Genomic DNA, 16,475 nt, shown 5'->3' with positions numbered 1-16,475 from the left:
CTCAGGACTCCTTCGCCAGCTTGAGCAGTCGGGCGTCCCGGCGGGACACCTGCCGGCCGCGTCGGCGCCACGAGGGGCGCACGTCCCACAGGACCGGGTTCGTGACACGCGCGAGCGAGTCCCCCAACAGCGACAGGACCAGTCCGGAGAACGTGATCATGGCGGCGGGCACCAGGGCGATCCACGGGTTGAGGTAGAACTGCCGGACGCCGGAGTCGACCATCTGTCCCCAGTCGAAGTCGGGTGGCTGGACGCCGAGCCCGAGGAAGCTCAGCGAGGCCAGGGCGATGACGCACTCGCCCAGCGCCGCGAAGGCCACGATGATCAGGCTGTCGGCGATGTTGCGACCGATGTAGGCGGTGAACAGCCGGCCGGAGGGAACGCCGGCGATGCGGGCCGCGGCGAGGTACTCGCTGTTCACCGCGTCGAGCACCATCGAGTACGAGAACCTGGCGAACGAGGGCGTGAAGGCCACCGCGATCGCGATCACGGCACCGTACTTGCCGGTGCCCACGACGGCGATCGTCACGATCGCCAGCAGCAGGGCCCCGAAGCTCATCAGCGTGTCGATCCCGATGGAGCCGATCCGACGCATGCGGGGTCCCGACAGGGCGACGAGCACGCCGATCCCGGTACCGGCCACCCACGCGATGAGCACGGCGGCGCACGCCAGCATCAGCGACAGCCGCGTGGCGGCCAGCGACCGCAGGAGGACGTCGTGCCCGAGCTCGTCGGTGCCGAACCAGTGCTCGGACGAGGGCCCGAGGCCGGCGTTGGCGACGTCGCCGGTGACGGCCGTCGGGCCGAAGCCGTTCGGGCCGATGATCACCAGGACGATGAGGACGAGGACGCCGATGGCCGAGAGCACGCCGGTCGGCGAGCGGAAGAAGGCCCGGGCCATCTTCCGCCAGGGCTTCTGAGGAGTGTGCGACTTCACTGGACGGCTCCTCTGCGGGGATCGATGAAGGCCAGAAGGACGTCGACCCCGAAGTTCACGAGCACCACGGCGATGCCGACCACCAACGTGATGCCCTGGACGATCGGGTAGTCGTGCAGCAGGACCGCCTCGACCAGCGCGCTGCCGAGCCCGCGCCGACTGAATACCTGCTCGACGACCACCGCGCCGCCGATGAGGCTGGCGAAGACCACGCCCAGCATCGAGACGGCAGAGACCAGTGCATTCGGCAGCACGTGGGTCGCGTACAGCTGGGCCGAGCCGAGCCGCTTGCTCCGGGCCGCCGTCACGTACGAGGACTCCAGCACGTCGAGCACGCGGACCCGACACAGTCGTGCGATCAGTGCCGCCGGTCCCACGGAGATCGCGATCGCGGGCAGCACGAGTGCCGCAAGCGAGCTGTCACCGGCGACCGGGAACACCTGCAGCGTCACGGCGAAGACGAAGGCGAGCACCGTGGCCAGCAGGAAGTGCGGAATCGCGTTGCAGGCGCCGGCCACGACGCTGAAGACGATCTCGGCCGACGCGGCGAACCGGGTCCGGCTCAGCGCCCCGAACGCCAGACCGGCGCCGATGCCCGCGACGCCGATGAACAGCAGGCTCACCACCGCCAGCTGGAGCGTCGGGCCGGCATTCTCGAAGATCACCTTCACCACGGGCTGCCGGGATCCGAACGAGATGCCCAGGTCGCCCCGGGGCAGACCGGTCAGGTAGTGCAAGAGCTGATTGCCCAGGGACCGGTCCAGTTGGAAGTCCTCCCGGATGGAGTCGACCGTGCTGGTGCTCGCACTGAGGCCCGCGATGATCGTGGCGGGGTCTCCGGGCACGAGCCGGATGAGGAAGAAGACCCCGAAGATCAGCAGCAGCACCACGACCGCGAGGCGGAGCACGGCTGACTTCAGCAGGTGGAATTTCACGGGACCTCCAGAGTTGGGCCCGGCCGGGATGCGCGCGTCAGGCGCGCATCCCGGCCCGGATCACTTGGGAGCACGAACCGAGCGCGTGTCGATCTCCAGGAAGCCGGCCTCGAAGGAGAGCCGATCAGGGGTGAACCAGTTGCTGCGCGTCTGCATCAACGGCTTGATGTCCGTCGCCTTCAGCAGCGCCTGCTCGGCCTTCTCCCACGTCGCGCACGCCTCGTCGCCCGACTGCTGCGCGGCCTGCGGGACCAGGGCGTCGAACTCGGCGTTCTCGATGTCGCCGACGTTCAGGCTGCCACCGAAGACGTTGCTCACGCCGTTGACGATGCCGAACGGGTTCGTGCCCGACTGGTCGTAGGGGAACACCATGATGTCCCAGTCGCCCTCGCCGAACAGGATGCCGACGATCTGGTCCTGGGAGCCCTGTCGCAGGCTCGTCTTGACGCCCAGCTTCTGCAGCTGGTCGACGATGTACTTCGGACCCGAGCCCGCGCTCAGCAGACCGAGCGCCCGCAGCTCGAGCTCCTTGCCGTCGGGACCGTAGCCCGCCTCGGCCAGGAGCTCCTTGGCCTTCGCCTCGTCGTACCCGGTGGAGTACTGCTCGTTCTCCGGGAAGTAGCAGTCGGTGTTGTCCGTGAACAAGGTGTCGTAGGCCTTGCCGGTGCCGAACGTGGCGGCCTTCGTGTACGACTCGGAGTCGATGATGTACGAGATGGCCTCGCGCAGCTTCTGGTCCGCTGTCGGGAAGCCCTCGCGGTGGTTGAACACCAGACCCTGCACCAGGGAGGCCGCGCCGATGATCGGCTCGTACTCGGCGGACAGGCGCTTCACGTCGGCGCCGGCGATGGCGGCCACGTTCAGCTCGCCGCTGGTCAGCATGTTCGCCCGGGTGGTGTCGCTCTCGACGACCTTGACGGTGAACTCCTTCACCAAGGTCTTCGGATCGGTCACGACCGTGTCGTCACGCCGGACCATCGTGTAGGAGTGCCCGACCTCGCTCGACTCGAGGGTGTAGGACCCGCTCTCGCCGGCGGCCGGATCCGTGGCCAGCTTCTTCGGATCCTTGAGCCCGCCCGGGCAGACGACGTAGGCGTTGGTCATGCCGTCCAGCAGGCCGCCGTACGGATCCTTGACCGTGACCGTCACGGTGTTGGCCTCGTCGTCGCCGACGATCTCCTTGACCCCGCTCGGACCGAAGGACATCGACGTCATCTGCGCGCCGGTCTCGGGATCGGCGAAGCGCTTCGTGGACTCCGCGATCGCGCTCGCCGTGAGAGGCGTTCCGTCGCCGCAGGTCAGGTCGTCCTTCAGCGTGAAGGTGACCGAGTTCGGCGTCACCTCCCACTCGCTGGCCAGCGACCCGACGATCTTGCCCTCGGACCGGCGCACCAAGGTGTCGTAGATCCCGTCGAACAGCTGGCTCGCGCTCGGGCCGAGGGTCGACTTGTGCGGGTCGAACGTGTCGACCGCGTAGCGAGCGGCCGTGATCACCTCGTCGGGAGCATGGTCCGAGCTCTCGGACGGCCCGCCCTGGCCGCCGCCGCCGCCACCGCAGCCGGAGAGCGCCAGCGTGGCGATCACACTCGCCGACACCGCCTTGGTCAAGATCTTCATCGTGTCGCCTTTCGTTCACTCAACGGTGCGTCCGCCCGGACCGGCGGCCAGCAAGCTGGCCGCCGCGGCCGGTGCTTCACGCTAGGTCGACCTCGTGGCCGGCCCCTATCCCCCGATCGGGCACAAACGTCAGATCCTGAGCACCGACTTGCCGACGGCGTTCCGAGACCCGAGGTCCTCGTGTGCCTGCTGGACCTCACGGAGCGGGTAGACCTCGCCCACGACCGGGACGAGCTCGCGCGCCGCGGTGGCGGCGAACAGGTCCTCGATCGACTCCGTGAGCTCTGCCGGGCGGCGGAGCCAGTCCACCAGCCACAGTCCCCCGATGATCTGGGAGCGCGCCATCAGCGTGCGCGGCTCCACCGGCGCCGGCAGGACCCCGGAGGCCAGGCCGTAGCTGACCATCCGTCCGAAGCGAGCCAGGACGCTCATCCCGGCGTCGAACGTGGGCCCGCCCACCATGTCGAGGATCAGGTCGTAGGGACGGCCCTCGTTGGCCTCGAGCAGGGCGTCACGGCTCCCGGCGTCGGCCGAGTCGACCGTCGCGTGGGCCCCGAGGGACCGCGCCAGCTCGCGCTTGGACTCCGACGAGGCGACGCCGACCACGCGCCCCGCGCCCCACCGCCGCGCCAGCTGCACCGCGAGCGTGCCCACGCCGCCGGCCGCCGCATGGACGAGCACCCGATCGCCGGTCCTCATGCGGCCGACGGTGCGCAGCACGTGCCAGGCGGTGGCGCCCTGCACCAGCAGCGCGATCGCCTGCTCGTCGCTGATGGCGTCGGGGATCGGGTAGACGTAGTCGCGGTGGACCGCGACGTACTCGGCGTACCCGCCCCCGTTGGTGATCGCGGCGACGCGGTCGCCCTCGGGCGTGCGTCCGACGACCTCCAGGCCGGGGATGTACGGCAGCTGCATCGGGACGAGGTACGCGTCCTTCACCTGCGCCAGGTCGGCGTAGTTGACGCCGGTCGCGGTCACCGTGATCAGCACCTCGTCCGCCTCGGGAACCGGTCGCGGGGTCTGGACGATCGTCAGGGGCTCCCCCGAGGTGAAGGACCTCACCTCGATCGCAGCCATGTCCAGACCCGGGTCAGCCGCGCCGGCGGCAGGAGCGGTCAACGCGTCAGGTCCCACGAGCGACCCAGGACGTAGGGCAGGTAGTCGCCCGTGTCCTCGAGCGGGTGCTGACCCATCGACCATCGCGCGACGCCGTGGCCGTACGTGACCTCGTCGACCGACTCGATGGGGATGTCGCCGCACGGATCGGTCTCCGAGCTGCGGAACGTGAGGTCGGCCGTGCCGGTGTAGAACGTCTCGTAGGTCGTCTCCACGTCACCGGTCACGAGGATCGGGTGGTGGTACAGGCCCGTGAACTTCGAGTTGGGGATCGCCTTGAGGTGCGCCGGGTGCATCCGACGCACGGTCGCGCCCTGGTTCTCGCCCAGCGTGGCGACGTACTCCATGAGCGCGACGCCGTTGCGCGTCGTGACCCCACGGACCGTCGGCAGCTGGCTGTCGTCGAACTCGATCTCGCCCTGCTTCTTGCACTCGCCGTCCATCTCACGGCCGAAGCAGATGCCCATGTCGGTGTTGAGGATCATCGTGACGTCGTAGGAGACCGGACGGCCCTCGAACAGCGCCGACAGGTAGATCGTCGACGAGTGGAAGCTGCGATCGGAGACCGTCGCGCGGCCGACCTGCAGGAATCCGGTGGCCTTCTCGGGCACCGTGAAGCAGGGCGGGAGCACCTCGGTCAGGAACTCACGGGTCGTGGTGAAGTGGACCTCCAGCACGTGTTCGTCGAACGGGTTGCCCTTGACTCGCGCCTGCAGCGTTTCGAGTTCCGAGGGGGTGAGGACATAGCTCATGGGGTCAGCCTTTCTGGCAAGCGATGGGGTCGGGGTGATCAGACGGAGCGCGGGAGGTCGTACATCCGGCCGGCCACGTGGCGGAAGTAGGCCTCGTCGGGAGCGAGGTCGTGCTCCTCGATCTCGTACGTGGTCCGCGCGTCGCCGAGACGCACCTCGTCGATCGAGACGATCGGCACCGAGCCGGTCGGGTCCAGCGGCGAGCTGGTCATCTTCAGGTCGATCGTGCCCAGCCGGTAGCTGGTGAAGGTGGTCGTGGAGCGGCCGATGACCAGGATCGGGTCGCGGTCAAGGGCCGACATGTCGAAGGCCGGGAAGGCCTTCACGTGCATGTCGACGCCCGACTCGGTGCGGGCACCGAGGTCGTCGCCGAACTCGGCCTCGAACTCGATGACGGTGTAGCCCTCGCGAACCGCGCTGCCCGAGACCTTCGGGAGCTCCTCCACGAAGTTGATCTCGGCGCGCTTCTTCGCCTCGCCCCAGGCCTCACGGCCGATGATCACGGTCATGTCGCCGGTGTGCAGCATCGTGAGGTCGAACCAGGTCTGCTCGCCCCGGTAGGCGGCCGCGACGTTGATCGTCGCCGAGCCGAACGGCTTCCCGTAGGAGTGAGCGACGCCGAACGACAGCATCGCCTTCGGCTCCTCCGGGAGGTCGAAGCACGGCGGCAGGACCTCACGCAGGTAGTCCTCGGTCGTCGTGAAGCTGACCTTGAGGTTCTTCTCCTCGAAGAACAGATTGTCGATCTGCGACTGCAGCAGCGTGACGCCGTCCGCACTCATGACGTATCCCATGTGAACTCCTCGTGAGGTGGTTGGTCACCAGGAGCCTAGGAACGGCCGAGGGGGCTCACCATCCCCCGACCGGGCATATCGGAGTCACGCGATGAGGCGGGTCAGGCGCCGATCGGGAGCATCCCCAGCCGCTGGGCGAACGTGACGGCCTCGACCCGGTTGCGGACACCGAGACGCTGGTAGATCGCCTGGGTGTGCTGCTTGACCGTGTGCGAGCTCATCAGCAGGGTGCGAGCGATCTCGGGGTTGGACGATCCGCGGCTCATCTCCCGCAGCACCTCCATCTGCCGCCCGGACAGCCGCACCAGAGTGCCGGCGTCCGGCACGGTCTCGTGGTCATCGGCGATGACGTTGTCGCGCACGATGCAGCCGACGAGGCGCTTGATCGCACTCGGCGACGTCGTGCGCGTGAAGGCGCCGTAGGCCTGCGCGTCGCGCGAGAGGACGTGCGGAACATGATCGCCGTCGGAGTAGAGCATGATCGCCATCTCCGGGCGGCACTCGCGAAAGGCCTGGGCGATCTGCACGGTGGAGCCGCACGGCGAGGTGACGTCGACGAGCAGCACGTGGGGCTGGAACCTCTTGGCGAGCTCGACGCCCTCGGTGCAGGTCTGCACGGCCCGGCACTCGCTCACGACCGACTCGAACTCGGCCAGCGAGTGGATGCCGTTGCGGAAGATCGACGGTCGCCCGACGATGAGCACCTTGCAGCTCGCCGATGGGCGAGCCGAGCGCGGGCTTGCGACCTGTGCAGCCATCGTCGTCATCTGTCACTCCTTCTCCCCACATGGCGGACTGCCCATGTGACCCGCATCACCTGTCGAACGGGGCCCACCCTACTTGAGTTTCACTTCAACTTGACCGGACTCGCCACGTCGGGACCACTCCGACAGGCTCAGGGGAGCTCCCGGCGACCCAGCCGCGCCGTGATCAGCCGGGTGGTCCGTCGCAGCTCCTCCAGCACGACGTCGACCTCGACGTCGTCCGTCACGGCCCACGTCACGGCGATGCTGGCCGTGAGCGCCCGGGCCTGGATCGACATCGCGACCGACGTGTAGCCCGGGGTGACCTCGCCGTCCTCCGTGGCCCATCCCCGCTGGCGCGTCTGGACGAGGATGCGGCCGAGCGCGGCCCTGGTCCGTGGCCCCGATTCCGTCCGGAGCACCAGGGGCGCCGAGCCGGGGAAGATCGCCCTCAGCTGCGCGGGGGGAAGGGCCGCCAGGATGGCCCGGCCCGAGGCCGTGAGGTGGGCGGGCAGGCGCACGCCCGTGTCTGAAACCAGAGGCGGTTTGCCCACTCCGCGCTCCTCGATGATGTAGAGCACCTCGGCCCCGTGGAGCACCGCCAGGTGCGCCGACTGGCCCACCGTGTCCACGAGCGTGGCGAGCGGCGTTCGCGCCAGGCGCGCCAGCGGCTCCTGGATGGAGTAGCCCTGGCCGACCTCCCACGCGGCGACCCCGACGCCCCAGGTGCGCTCGTCGGGATAGTGCGTGACGAACGCCTGATCGGCCATCGCCGTCAGCAGGTGGTAGGTCGACGATCGCGGCAGCCCGAGGTCGTCGGCGATGCGCGCCGCCGGGGTGGGCACGGGACGGCGCGAGAGGTAGCGCAGGACCCGGAGGGCGGCGGTCGCTGCGGGGACGGATCGGGACATGGCGAGATTGTCTCGTATACGAGACATGGACGCGAGTCACGCCATGGCCCGAGCCCGTCGCCAGGGTCAACGATGAGGACATGACCCCCGTTCTCGTCTCCACCGGACCGCTCGCCGCGAGCGACGTCGTCCGCGTGGCCCGGCACCGTGCGCCCGTCCAGCTGACCGACGAGGCACTCGCCGAGATCGCGCGCTCGCGCGGCTTCGTCGACGTTCGGGCGCGCGGCACGGAGAGCCACTACGGCGTCACCACCGGCTTCGGGGCGATGGCCACCCGATCGATCGCCGTCGGCGACCGGGCCCGGCTCCAGCAGCACCTCCTGCGGTCCCACGCCGCCGGCACGGGCGAGGTGGTCGAGGACGAGGTCGTCCGCGCCCTCATGGTCCTGCGCCTGTCGACGATGGCGACGGGCCACACCGGCGTCCGCCCCGCCACCGCCACCGCCTACGCCGACCTGCTGAACTCCCACCTCGTGCCGATCGTCCACGAGTACGGGAGCCTGGGCTGCTCCGGCGATCTCGCACCCCTCGCGCACTGCGCCCTGGCCCTCATCGGCGAGGGGAACGTCCACGACCGCGGGCGGGTGCGTCCCAGCGCCGACGCCCTGCGCGAGGCGGGTCTGAGCCCGGTCGTCCTCGCCGAGAAGGAGGGGCTGGCGCTCATCAACGGCACGGACGGCATGCTCGGCATGCTGGTGCTCGCCCTGCACGATCTCGACCGGCTGATCGACACCGCCGACCTGGCCGCGGCGATGAGCGTCGAGGGTCAGCTCGGCACCGACCGGGTCTTCGCCGCGGACCTCGTCGGCCTGCGACCCCAGCTCGGCCAGGCGCGCTCGGCGCAGCAGATGCGCGCACTGCTCGCCGGATCGCAGATCGTGGCCAGCCATCGCCACGGCGACGGCGAGGTGCAGGACGCCTACTCGCTGCGCTGCTCCCCGCAGGTGCACGGCGCCGTTCGCGACACGATCGAGCACGCGCGCAGCATCGCCGAGCGCGAGCTGGCCTCCGCCATCGACAACCCCTCGGTCCTGCCCGACGGCCGGATCGAGTCGCACGGCAACTTCCACGGCGCCCCGCTGGCCTACGTGCTCGACTTCCTGGCGATCGCGATCGCCGACCTCGCCAGCATCAGCGAGCGCCGCACCGACCGCTTCCTCGACGTCGCCCGCAACCGCGGCCTCCCCGCGTTCCTCGCCGACGACCCGGGGATCGACTCGGGCCTCATGATCGCGCAGTACTCGCAGGCCTCCATCGTCAGCGAGCTCAAACGGCTGGCCGCGCCCGCCAGTGTCGACTCGATTCCGTCGAGCGCGATGCAGGAGGACCACGTCTCGATGGGCTGGTCGGCCGCCCGGAAGCTGCGGCGGTCGATCGACGGGCTCGGCCGGGTCCTGGCCGTCGAGCTGATCGCGGCCGCCCGCGGCACCGACCTGAGGAACGGGCTGCGTCCCGCACCAGCGACCGCCGCCGCGACCGAGGTCCTGCGATCCGCCGTGCCGGGGCCAGGACCCGACACCTTCCTGGCCCCCCAGATCGAAGCGGCGACGGACCTCGTCCGCGCCGGCACCATGCTCGCTGCCGCGCAGGCGGCCGCGCCCACCGAGGAGGACTCACGATGACCACACCCCGCTCGATCCGCGCCCCCCGCGGCACCAGCCTCACCGCCCACAGCTGGCAGACCGAGGCGCCGCTGCGCATGCTGATGAACAACCTCGACCCGGAGGTCGCCGAGCGTCCCGAGGACCTCATCGTCTACGGCGGCACGGGCCGCGCCGCGCGCTCCTGGGAGGCCTACGACGCGATCGTCGAGTCCCTGACCGACCTCAAGAACGACGAGACGCTCCTCGTGCAGTCGGGCAAGCCCGTCGGCGTGTTCCGTACCCACGAGTGGGCGCCGCGGGTCCTCATCGCCAACTCCCACCTGGTCGGCGACTGGGCGAACTGGCCCGAGTTCCGCCGCCTGGAGTCCGAGGGCCTGACGATGTACGGGCAGATGACGGCCGGCTCCTGGATCTACATCGGCACCCAGGGGATCCTCCAGGGCACGTACGAGACGTTCGGCGCGATCGCGCGCAAGCGCTTCGGCGGCTCCCTGGCCGGCACGATCACGCTGACCGGAGGGTGCGGCGGGATGGGCGGGGCCCAGCCGCTGGCCGTCACTATCAACGGCGGCGTCATCCTCATCGTCGACGTCGACGAGTCGCGGCTCGCCCGCCGGGTGAACCACGGCTACCTCGACGGCTACACGACCGATCTCGCCGAGGCGAAGCAGCGGGTCCTGGCCGCGAAGGAGGCCGGCACCGCCCTTTCGGTGGGCGTGGTCGGCAATGCCGCCACCGTGTTCGCCACCCTGCTGGAGGACGGGTTCCCGATCGACATCGTCACCGACCAGACCAGCGCCCACGATCCGCTCAGCTACCTGCCAGAGGACGTCGCGCTCGAGGACTGGAAGGACGCCGCGGCCGCCGACCCCGTGGACTTCGCCACGCGGGCTCGCGCCTCGATGACCAAGCAGGTCACGGCCATGGTCGGATTCCTGGACCGCGGTGCCGAGGTCTTCGACTACGGCAACTCGATCCGCGTCGAGGCCCGCGAGGGCGGCGAGGCGCGCGCCTTCGACATCCCCGGCTTCGTCCCGGCCTACGTCCGTCCCCTGTTCTGCGAGGGCAAGGGGCCGTTCCGCTGGGCGGCCCTGTCGGGCGACCCCGCCGACATCGCCGCGACCGATGCCGCGATCCTCGACCTCTTCGGCGAGGACGAGCACCTCACGAGGTGGATCGAGCACGCGAGCAAGCACATCCCGTTCGAGGGACTGCCGGCCCGCATCTGCTGGCTCGGCTACGGCGAGCGCCACCTGGCCGGCCTGCGCTTCAACGAGATGGTCCGCTCGGGCGAGCTGAGCGCCCCCGTCGTCATCGGCCGTGACCACCTCGACTCCGGCTCGGTCGCGTCGCCGTACCGCGAGACCGAGGACATGCTGGACGGCTCGGACGCGATCGCCGACTGGCCGCTGCTCAACGCGCTGCTGAACACGGCCTCCGGGGCGACCTGGGTGTCGCTGCACCACGGCGGCGGCGTCGGCATCGGCCGGTCGATCCACGCCGGACAGGTCGTCGTGGCGGACGGCACCGACCTCGCCGAGGAGAAGATCCGGCGCGTCCTGACGAACGACCCCGGGCTCGGCGTCGTGCGCCACGCGGACGCCGGCTACGAGCGCGCGGCCGACGTGGCCCGCGACCGGGGCATCTCGATCCCGACCCTTCGGAGCGCGCCGTGACCCTGCTCGACGACCTCGACGACGTCGGACGCGACCCGCGCTCCGGCGGGTACCGCCGCCACGTCTGGACCGACGCGGACGCCGAGCTTCGTATGTGGTTCGCTCAGGAGGCCGCCCGGCGCGGCCTGGACCTGGTGGAGGACGCGAACGGCAACCAGCTGGCGTGGTGGGGATCGGGCCCCGGCGCCGTGCTCGTCGGCTCCCACCTCGACTCCGTGCCTGACGGAGGCCGCTTCGACGGACCACTGGGCGTGACGTCGGCGCTCGAGGCCGTGGACCGGCTCCGCTCGGCCGGCCACGTGCCGGATCGTCCGCTGATCGTCGCCAACTTCGCTGAGGAGGAGGGCTCACGGTTCGGCATCGCGTGCCTCGGCTCGCGACTCGCCACCGGCGCCCTCGAGCCCGATCGCGCCCGGGCCCTCCTCGACCGCGACGGCACGAGCCTCGCCGACGCGATGCGCGCGCACGGACGCGACCCCCGCCTGCTCGGCAGGCAGTCCTGGATCGACGACGTCTCGGCGTTCGTCGAGCTGCACGTGGAGCAGGGTCGCGCGCTGGCCGACCTGGACGCTCCCGTGGGAGTCGGCTCGGCGATCTGGCCCCACGGGCGCTGGCAACTCGACATGACCGGGTGCGCCGATCACGCCGGGACCACACGCATGGAGGACCGCCGCGACCCGATGATCACGTTCGCGGAGTCCGTCCTGGCCGCGCACCGCGAGGCCGGTCCCTCCCGCGCCACGTTCGGCCGGGTCGACGTCGCTCCCAATGGCACCAACGCGATCCCCTCGCGGGTCCGCGCCTGGCTGGACGTGCGCGCCGAGACCCAGGAGGAGGTCGACGTACTGGTGCGGGCGATCGTCGACGCGGCTCGCCGGTCCGGGACGGCGCAGGGGGTCGACGTCGCGGTGGACGAGGAGTCGCGCAGCGATGCCGTCGTGTTCGACCTCCCCCTGCGCGAGCGCCTGGCGGAGCTGGTCCATGCTCCCGTCCTGGCCACGGCCGCCGGGCACGACGCGGGGATCCTCAGCGCCCACCTGCCGACCGCCATGCTGTTCGTCCGCAACGAGACCGGGGTGTCGCACTCGCCCGACGAGCACGCCGACACCGTCGACTGCGAGGCCGGGGTCGAGGCGCTCGCCCGGGTGCTGCAGGACCTGACATGAGCGTCGCCGCCGTGATGCCCTCGTTCGCGAACTGCCACAGCCACGTGTTCCACCGGGCGCTGCGCGGCCGCGGTACCTCGGGCCGACACTTCTGGGCGTGGCGCGAGCGTATGTACGCCACCGCTGCAGCCCTCGACCCCGAATCCCTCCACGAGCTGGCGCGATGGACCTTCCGCGAGATGCGGCTGAGCGGGATCTCCTCCGTCGGCGAATTCCACTACCTCCACCACGGCCCGGACGGGCGCCCCTACGACGACCCGAACGCCATGGGCGTCGCCGTCATCGAGGCGGCACGCGACGCCGGCCTGCGGATCTGCCTCCTCGACGCCTGCTACCTGCAGTCTGGCTTCGACGCCCCGACCGAGGGCGTGCAGGTGCGGTTCGACGACGGCTCCGCCGAGCGCTGGGCCGAGCGCGTGGCCGACCTGCACGCGCGCTACGCCGGCGTGCCGGACGTCGTGGTGGGGACGGCGATCCACTCGGTGCGCGCCGTGGGAACGGCCGACCTTCCCACCGTCGTGGACGCCCTGCCCGACGCGCCGCTGCACGTCCACGTCTCGGAGCAGGTACGGGAGAACGAGGAGTGCCTGCAGGCGACGGGCCGACGACCCGTGGGGCTGTTGGCCGACGCGGGCGCGTGGAGCCCGCGCACCACGGCCGTGCACGCCGTCCACCTCGAGCCGGACGAGATCGCCGTCCTCGCCGAGAGCGGCGCGACCGTGTGCCTGTGCCCCACCACCGAGGCCGAGCTCGCCGACGGCATCGCTCCCAGCGTCGCTCTGCAGGACGCCGGCGTCCCGATCACACTCGGGTCTGACAGTCAGACCGTCATCGACCCGTTCCTCGAGGCTCGGGCCCTCGACGCCCACGAGCGGCTCACATCGGGCCGGCGCGACGGCTGGCCGCACGACCGGCTGCTCGAGGCCGCCACGCTGGCCGGACACCGGTCGCTCGGCCTCCCTCCCGGCCCCACCGTCACCGTGCGGCGATCCGTCCGCACGGCCGGCGGGACACTGCCCCTGGGCTCCGCGACCGCGGCCGATCTGGTCCCACCGGACGACCTCGACCCCGACGAGGTCGGAGCCCGGCTGCACCGCGTCATCGAGGACTTGGCGGCCCGGTCGTGACGAGCATGGCGCTGACCAACATCGGCGAGCTGGTCACGTGGGACGACGAGAGGCCGATCCTGCACGACGCCTCCATCGTGATCGTCGACGGAGAGGTGGCCTGGACGGGCGAAGGACCGCCACCGGCTGCGGACCAGCACTTCGATCTCGGCGGCGCAGCCGTCGTCCCCGGCTTCGTCGACTCGCACAGCCATGTCGTGTTCGACGGCGACAGGAGCGGTGAGTTCGAGGCGCGCATGAGTGGCGTGCCCTACGGAGCCGGGGGCATCCGCTCCACCGTGGAGGCGACCCGGGCCGCCTCCGTGGAAGACCTCCGGCGGACGGCGCGCCACCTGGTGGGTGAAGCACGACGGCAGGGCACCACGACCATCGAGATCAAGAGTGGCTACGGACTCGACGTCGCGACCGAGGGGCGGCTGGTCGAGGTCGCTGCCGAGCTCACCGACGAGGTCACCTTCCTCGGCGCGCACGTCGTCCCCGCCGACGCGCGCACGGTCGACGACTACGTCGCCCTGGTCACCGGCGAGATGCTCGACGCCTGCGCGCCGCACTCCCGGTGGATCGACGTCTTCGTCGAGGAGGGTGCGTTCGGCGAGGAGGCGGCGCTCGAGGTGCTGTCCGCAGGGATGGGCCGCGGGCTCCTCCCCCGGGTCCATGCCAACCAGCTCGGCCCCGGGCCGGGGGCACGCGTGGCGGCTGCCGTCGGTGCGGCCGCGGCCGACCACTGCACGTTCCTCAGCGACGAGGACGTGCGCGACCTGGTCGACGCCGGGGTCGTGATCGGACTGCTCCCCGGAGTGGAGTTCTCGACGCGGCAGCCGTTCCCCGACGCGCGGCGGCTGCTGGACGCGGGCGCCACGGTCGCGCTGGCCACCGACTGCAATCCCGGCAGCAGCTTCACCACGTCGATGCCGTTCTGCATCGCGGTGGCGGTGCGCGACATGCACCTGACGCCCCTCGAGGCGCTCTGGTCGGCCACCCTCGGCGGCGCCGCCTCGCTGCGCCGGACGGACGTCGGCCACCTGCGCGTGGGCGCCCACGCCGACCTCGTCGTGCTCGATGCGCCCAGCCACCTGCACCTGGCCTACCGCCCCGGCGTTCCCCTGGTGAGCCGGGTGCTCACGGCCGAGGGACATGACGAAGGGGCCCGCGGCGCCGGGGGGTAGCGTCGCGAGCCCCTTCGGGACTGGGTGCAGGTCAGGCCTGCAGGACCGCCTCGGCGTTGATCTGCAGCGAGATCTTGTCGCCGATCATGACCTTGTCGCCCTCGAGCGGGATGTTGAAGTCGATGCCGAACTCCTTGCGGCTGATCTGACCGGTGGCCTCGACGCCGATGCGCGTGCCGCCCCACGGATCCTTGCCCTCGCCGAGGAACTCGACCGCGAGCTCGACGGGCTTGGTGACGTCCTTGATGGTCAGGTCGCCGGTGACGACGAAGTCGGTGTCGCCCTTGCGCACGACGCCGGTGGAGACGAACGTCATCGTCGGGGTGCTCTCGACGTTGAAGAAGTCACCCGAGCGCAGGTGGTTGTCACGGTCGGCCGTGCCGGTGTTGATCGAGGAGAGATCGATCGTCGCGGTCGCGGTGGACGCGGTGACGTCCTCGCCGGTGACGATGGTGCCCTCGAACTTCTCGAACTTGCCGCGCACCTTGCTCATGATGTGGCGCACGGTGAAGCCGATCTCCGTGTGGGTGGGGTCCAGCTGCCAGGTGCCCGTGGTGATGTCGCTCATGAATTCTCCTGAAGTCTGTGGGTTCGATCATGCCGTTGATCGTTCAACAAGATTTACTCTACAGCATGATTGAACTTTCAATCAAGTCGTTGAAGATGTAAACTAGTTCACATGAGTGAACTGCCCATCGCCACCGTCAACGACACGCGCTGGCTCGACGAGACCCAGCAGAGCGCCTGGCGCTCGTTCCTGGGGGGCACGACGGTGCTGATGGACCGTCTCGACCGCGACCTGCGCACCGAGCACGGACTGTCGATGTCGGAGTACGAGATCCTCGTGCGGCTCTCGGAGGCGCCCGACCGGTCGATCCGGATGGCCGACCTCGCCGCGGCCCTGTCGCACTCGCGCAGCCGCATCACCCACACGATCAGCCGGCTCGAGCGCGACGGGATCGTCCTGCGCACGCAGTGCGGCACCGACGGCCGCGGCGTCACCGCCGTGCTCACCGACAAGGGCTTCGCGCTCCTCGCCACCGCGGCCCACACCCACGTGCGCGGCGTGCGCGAGTACCTCATCGACCAGTGCTCCGACGAGGACCTCGCCGCCACGAAGCGCGTCATGGACGCGATCCAGGACGCGATCGGCGGCCGCGTCTTCTAGGCCACCGACCCGAGGCTCAGCCCCGAAGCGCCAATCGGGCCCGCCCGGGCCGCTCGTGCCCTACGTTGCGTCCATGTCCTCTCGTGCCCGACGCATCGTCGTGACCGGCGTGGCGTTGACGTCACTCGCAGTGCTCGGCGTCTTCGGCTGGTTTGGAGTCTCGGCGTGGCAGGCGTCGAAGGTCACCGTCATCGCCACGCAGCTCGGCGACTGCGCGGACGACGGGTCTGTCGCTCCGCAACCCGACGCGTCAGAGGACCTCGGTGACCCGGAAGGTGACCCTAGTCCCGAGGTCTACCTCTGGCTCGACCACCGACTCGATTGCTCGCTGCACACCGAGGTCAGCAACGGCGCGCGGATGCCCATCAAGGTGGAGCGCCTCGAGTGGCCCCTGCTGGGACCGGAGGGCGGTATGGGCCCCCACCTCTCGGCTCCTGCCCGAAGCGGACTGCACCCGGCCACCGACCCCGACGGCAGCGGGCTCGATGCCCTGCTCGACACGGACGGACACGCCGTCATCGAGCCGCGTGCGTGGCGGGAGTTCTCCATCCGGGCAAGGTTCAAGGACGGCTGCAACTCACCCGGCTCCTTCGGGTTCGTGGCGCGCTCGCCGGTGGCGACCGTCCGCGTGCTCGGATGGCGCCACACGCTCCACGCGATCGGCCAGGGCGTCGGCTTCGCCGGCACCGCCGAGACCGACTGCGACACCGTCGTCGACGCATCCTGACCCTCTCCAGACAGATGCGGCCCCCGGCGAATCGCC

General features: G+C 70.5%; 16 protein-coding genes. 7 read left to right on the top strand and 9 right to left on the bottom strand.

What is annotated here, in order from left to right; all coding sequences use genetic code 11:
* Position 1: 1 nt before the first annotated feature.
* The 8 genes from B5D60_RS10815 to B5D60_RS10780 form a co-directional block, all read right to left on the bottom strand.
* The gene (locus B5D60_RS10815; protein ID WP_078700169.1) at positions 2-937 is read right to left on the bottom strand and encodes an ABC transporter permease; all 936 of its coding nucleotides are present in this window, start codon (positions 935-937) and stop codon (positions 2-4) included.
* Positions 934-1,872: an ABC transporter permease gene (locus tag B5D60_RS10810; RefSeq protein ID WP_172806335.1), complete on the bottom strand. Its 939-nt coding sequence runs from the start codon at positions 1,870-1,872 to the stop codon at positions 934-936. The genes B5D60_RS10815 and B5D60_RS10810 overlap by 4 nt, the downstream gene beginning before the upstream one ends.
* 60 nt (positions 1,873-1,932) lie before the next feature.
* Complete coding sequence (locus B5D60_RS10805; RefSeq protein WP_078700167.1) at positions 1,933-3,489, bottom strand: ABC transporter substrate-binding protein; 1,557 nt, start codon at positions 3,487-3,489, stop codon at positions 1,933-1,935.
* A gap of 129 nt (positions 3,490-3,618) precedes the next feature.
* Complete coding sequence (locus tag B5D60_RS10800; protein ID WP_078700166.1) at positions 3,619-4,566, bottom strand: quinone oxidoreductase family protein; 948 nt, start codon at positions 4,564-4,566, stop codon at positions 3,619-3,621.
* A gap of 38 nt (positions 4,567-4,604) precedes the next feature.
* A complete protein-coding gene (locus B5D60_RS10795) occupies positions 4,605-5,357 on the bottom strand; it encodes an acetoacetate decarboxylase family protein (protein ID WP_078700165.1) in 753 nt (250 codons plus the stop codon).
* A 38-nt stretch (positions 5,358-5,395) separates the two neighbouring features.
* Complete coding sequence (locus B5D60_RS10790) at positions 5,396-6,139, bottom strand: acetoacetate decarboxylase family protein (protein ID WP_172806334.1); 744 nt, start codon at positions 6,137-6,139, stop codon at positions 5,396-5,398.
* A 113-nt stretch (positions 6,140-6,252) separates the two neighbouring features.
* Complete coding sequence (locus B5D60_RS10785; protein WP_078700163.1) at positions 6,253-6,918, bottom strand: response regulator transcription factor; 666 nt, start codon at positions 6,916-6,918, stop codon at positions 6,253-6,255.
* Between the two features lie 128 nt (positions 6,919-7,046).
* Positions 7,047-7,805, bottom strand: coding sequence for an IclR family transcriptional regulator (locus B5D60_RS10780; RefSeq protein ID WP_078700162.1), 759 nt, complete (start codon positions 7,803-7,805; stop codon positions 7,047-7,049).
* Positions 7,806-7,885: 80 nt separating this feature from the next.
* Here B5D60_RS10780 and hutH point away from each other — a divergent pair, with 80 nt between their 5' ends.
* From hutH to hutI, 5 genes are read left to right on the top strand one after another with little or no spacing between them, the layout of a single operon-like run.
* A complete protein-coding gene (gene hutH, locus B5D60_RS10775) occupies positions 7,886-9,427 on the top strand; it encodes a histidine ammonia-lyase (RefSeq protein ID WP_078700161.1) in 1,542 nt (513 codons plus the stop codon).
* Positions 9,424-11,085, top strand: coding sequence for a urocanate hydratase (gene hutU / locus B5D60_RS10770; protein WP_078700160.1), 1,662 nt, complete (start codon positions 9,424-9,426; stop codon positions 11,083-11,085). The genes hutH and hutU overlap by 4 nt, the downstream gene beginning before the upstream one ends.
* Positions 11,082-12,251 (top strand): allantoate amidohydrolase, encoded by a 1,170-nt coding sequence (locus B5D60_RS10765; protein ID WP_078700159.1) that lies wholly within the window; start codon positions 11,082-11,084, stop codon positions 12,249-12,251. The genes hutU and B5D60_RS10765 overlap by 4 nt, the downstream gene beginning before the upstream one ends.
* Positions 12,248-13,378 carry a formimidoylglutamate deiminase gene (locus B5D60_RS10760; RefSeq protein ID WP_078700158.1) on the top strand — a complete coding sequence of 377 codons (1,131 nt, stop codon included), beginning with the start codon at positions 12,248-12,250 and terminating at the stop codon, positions 13,376-13,378. Before B5D60_RS10765 ends, B5D60_RS10760 begins: the two co-directional genes overlap by 4 nt.
* Positions 13,379-13,383: 5 nt before the next feature.
* Positions 13,384-14,544 carry an imidazolonepropionase gene (gene hutI / locus B5D60_RS10755; RefSeq protein WP_172806333.1) on the top strand — a complete coding sequence of 387 codons (1,161 nt, stop codon included), beginning with the start codon at positions 13,384-13,386 and terminating at the stop codon, positions 14,542-14,544.
* Between the two features lie 31 nt (positions 14,545-14,575).
* On the opposite strand, the gene B5D60_RS10750 is transcribed toward hutI, so the two are convergent.
* Positions 14,576-15,112, bottom strand: coding sequence for a YceI family protein (locus B5D60_RS10750; protein WP_078700156.1), 537 nt, complete (start codon positions 15,110-15,112; stop codon positions 14,576-14,578).
* A 111-nt stretch (positions 15,113-15,223) separates the two neighbouring features.
* Between B5D60_RS10750 and B5D60_RS10745 the strand changes: the two genes are divergently transcribed.
* The gene (locus B5D60_RS10745; RefSeq protein WP_078700155.1) at positions 15,224-15,712 is read left to right on the top strand and encodes a MarR family winged helix-turn-helix transcriptional regulator; all 489 of its coding nucleotides are present in this window, start codon (positions 15,224-15,226) and stop codon (positions 15,710-15,712) included.
* Positions 15,713-15,785: 73 nt separating this feature from the next.
* Positions 15,786-16,439 carry a hypothetical protein gene (locus tag B5D60_RS10740; protein ID WP_153302980.1) on the top strand — a complete coding sequence of 218 codons (654 nt, stop codon included), beginning with the start codon at positions 15,786-15,788 and terminating at the stop codon, positions 16,437-16,439.
* Positions 16,440-16,475: the final 36 nt, after the last annotated feature.

The organism is Aeromicrobium choanae (assembly GCF_900167475.1).
GTDB lineage: Bacteria > Actinomycetota > Actinomycetes > Propionibacteriales > Nocardioidaceae > Aeromicrobium > Aeromicrobium choanae.
This window is presented reverse-complemented; position numbering and strand designations above follow the sequence as displayed.

Bases quoted from the DNA above. Each gene is read 5' to 3' on its own strand.
- B5D60_RS10805 (WP_078700167.1), bottom strand. From the start codon at position 3,489: ATGAAGATCTTGACCAAGGCGGTGTCGGCGAGTGTGATCGCCACGCTG.
- B5D60_RS10800 (WP_078700166.1), bottom strand. From the start codon at position 4,566: ATGGCTGCGATCGAGGTGAGGTCCTTCACCTCGGGGGAGCCCCTGACG.
- B5D60_RS10795 (WP_078700165.1), bottom strand. From the start codon at position 5,357: ATGAGCTATGTCCTCACCCCCTCGGAACTCGAAACGCTGCAGGCGCGA.
- B5D60_RS10790 (WP_172806334.1), bottom strand. From the start codon at position 6,139: ATGAGTGCGGACGGCGTCACGCTGCTGCAGTCGCAGATCGACAATCTG.
- B5D60_RS10785 (WP_078700163.1), bottom strand. From the start codon at position 6,918: ATGACGACGATGGCTGCACAGGTCGCAAGCCCGCGCTCGGCTCGCCCA.
- B5D60_RS10780 (WP_078700162.1), bottom strand. From the start codon at position 7,805: ATGTCCCGATCCGTCCCCGCAGCGACCGCCGCCCTCCGGGTCCTGCGC.
- hutH (WP_078700161.1), top strand. From the start codon at position 7,886: ATGACCCCCGTTCTCGTCTCCACCGGACCGCTCGCCGCGAGCGACGTC.
- hutU (WP_078700160.1), top strand. From the start codon at position 9,424: ATGACCACACCCCGCTCGATCCGCGCCCCCCGCGGCACCAGCCTCACC.
- B5D60_RS10760 (WP_078700158.1), top strand. From the start codon at position 12,248: ATGAGCGTCGCCGCCGTGATGCCCTCGTTCGCGAACTGCCACAGCCAC.
- hutI (WP_172806333.1), top strand. From the start codon at position 13,384: ATGGCGCTGACCAACATCGGCGAGCTGGTCACGTGGGACGACGAGAGG.
- B5D60_RS10750 (WP_078700156.1), bottom strand. From the start codon at position 15,112: ATGAGCGACATCACCACGGGCACCTGGCAGCTGGACCCCACCCACACG.
- B5D60_RS10745 (WP_078700155.1), top strand. From the start codon at position 15,224: ATGAGTGAACTGCCCATCGCCACCGTCAACGACACGCGCTGGCTCGAC.
- B5D60_RS10740 (WP_153302980.1), top strand. From the start codon at position 15,786: ATGTCCTCTCGTGCCCGACGCATCGTCGTGACCGGCGTGGCGTTGACG.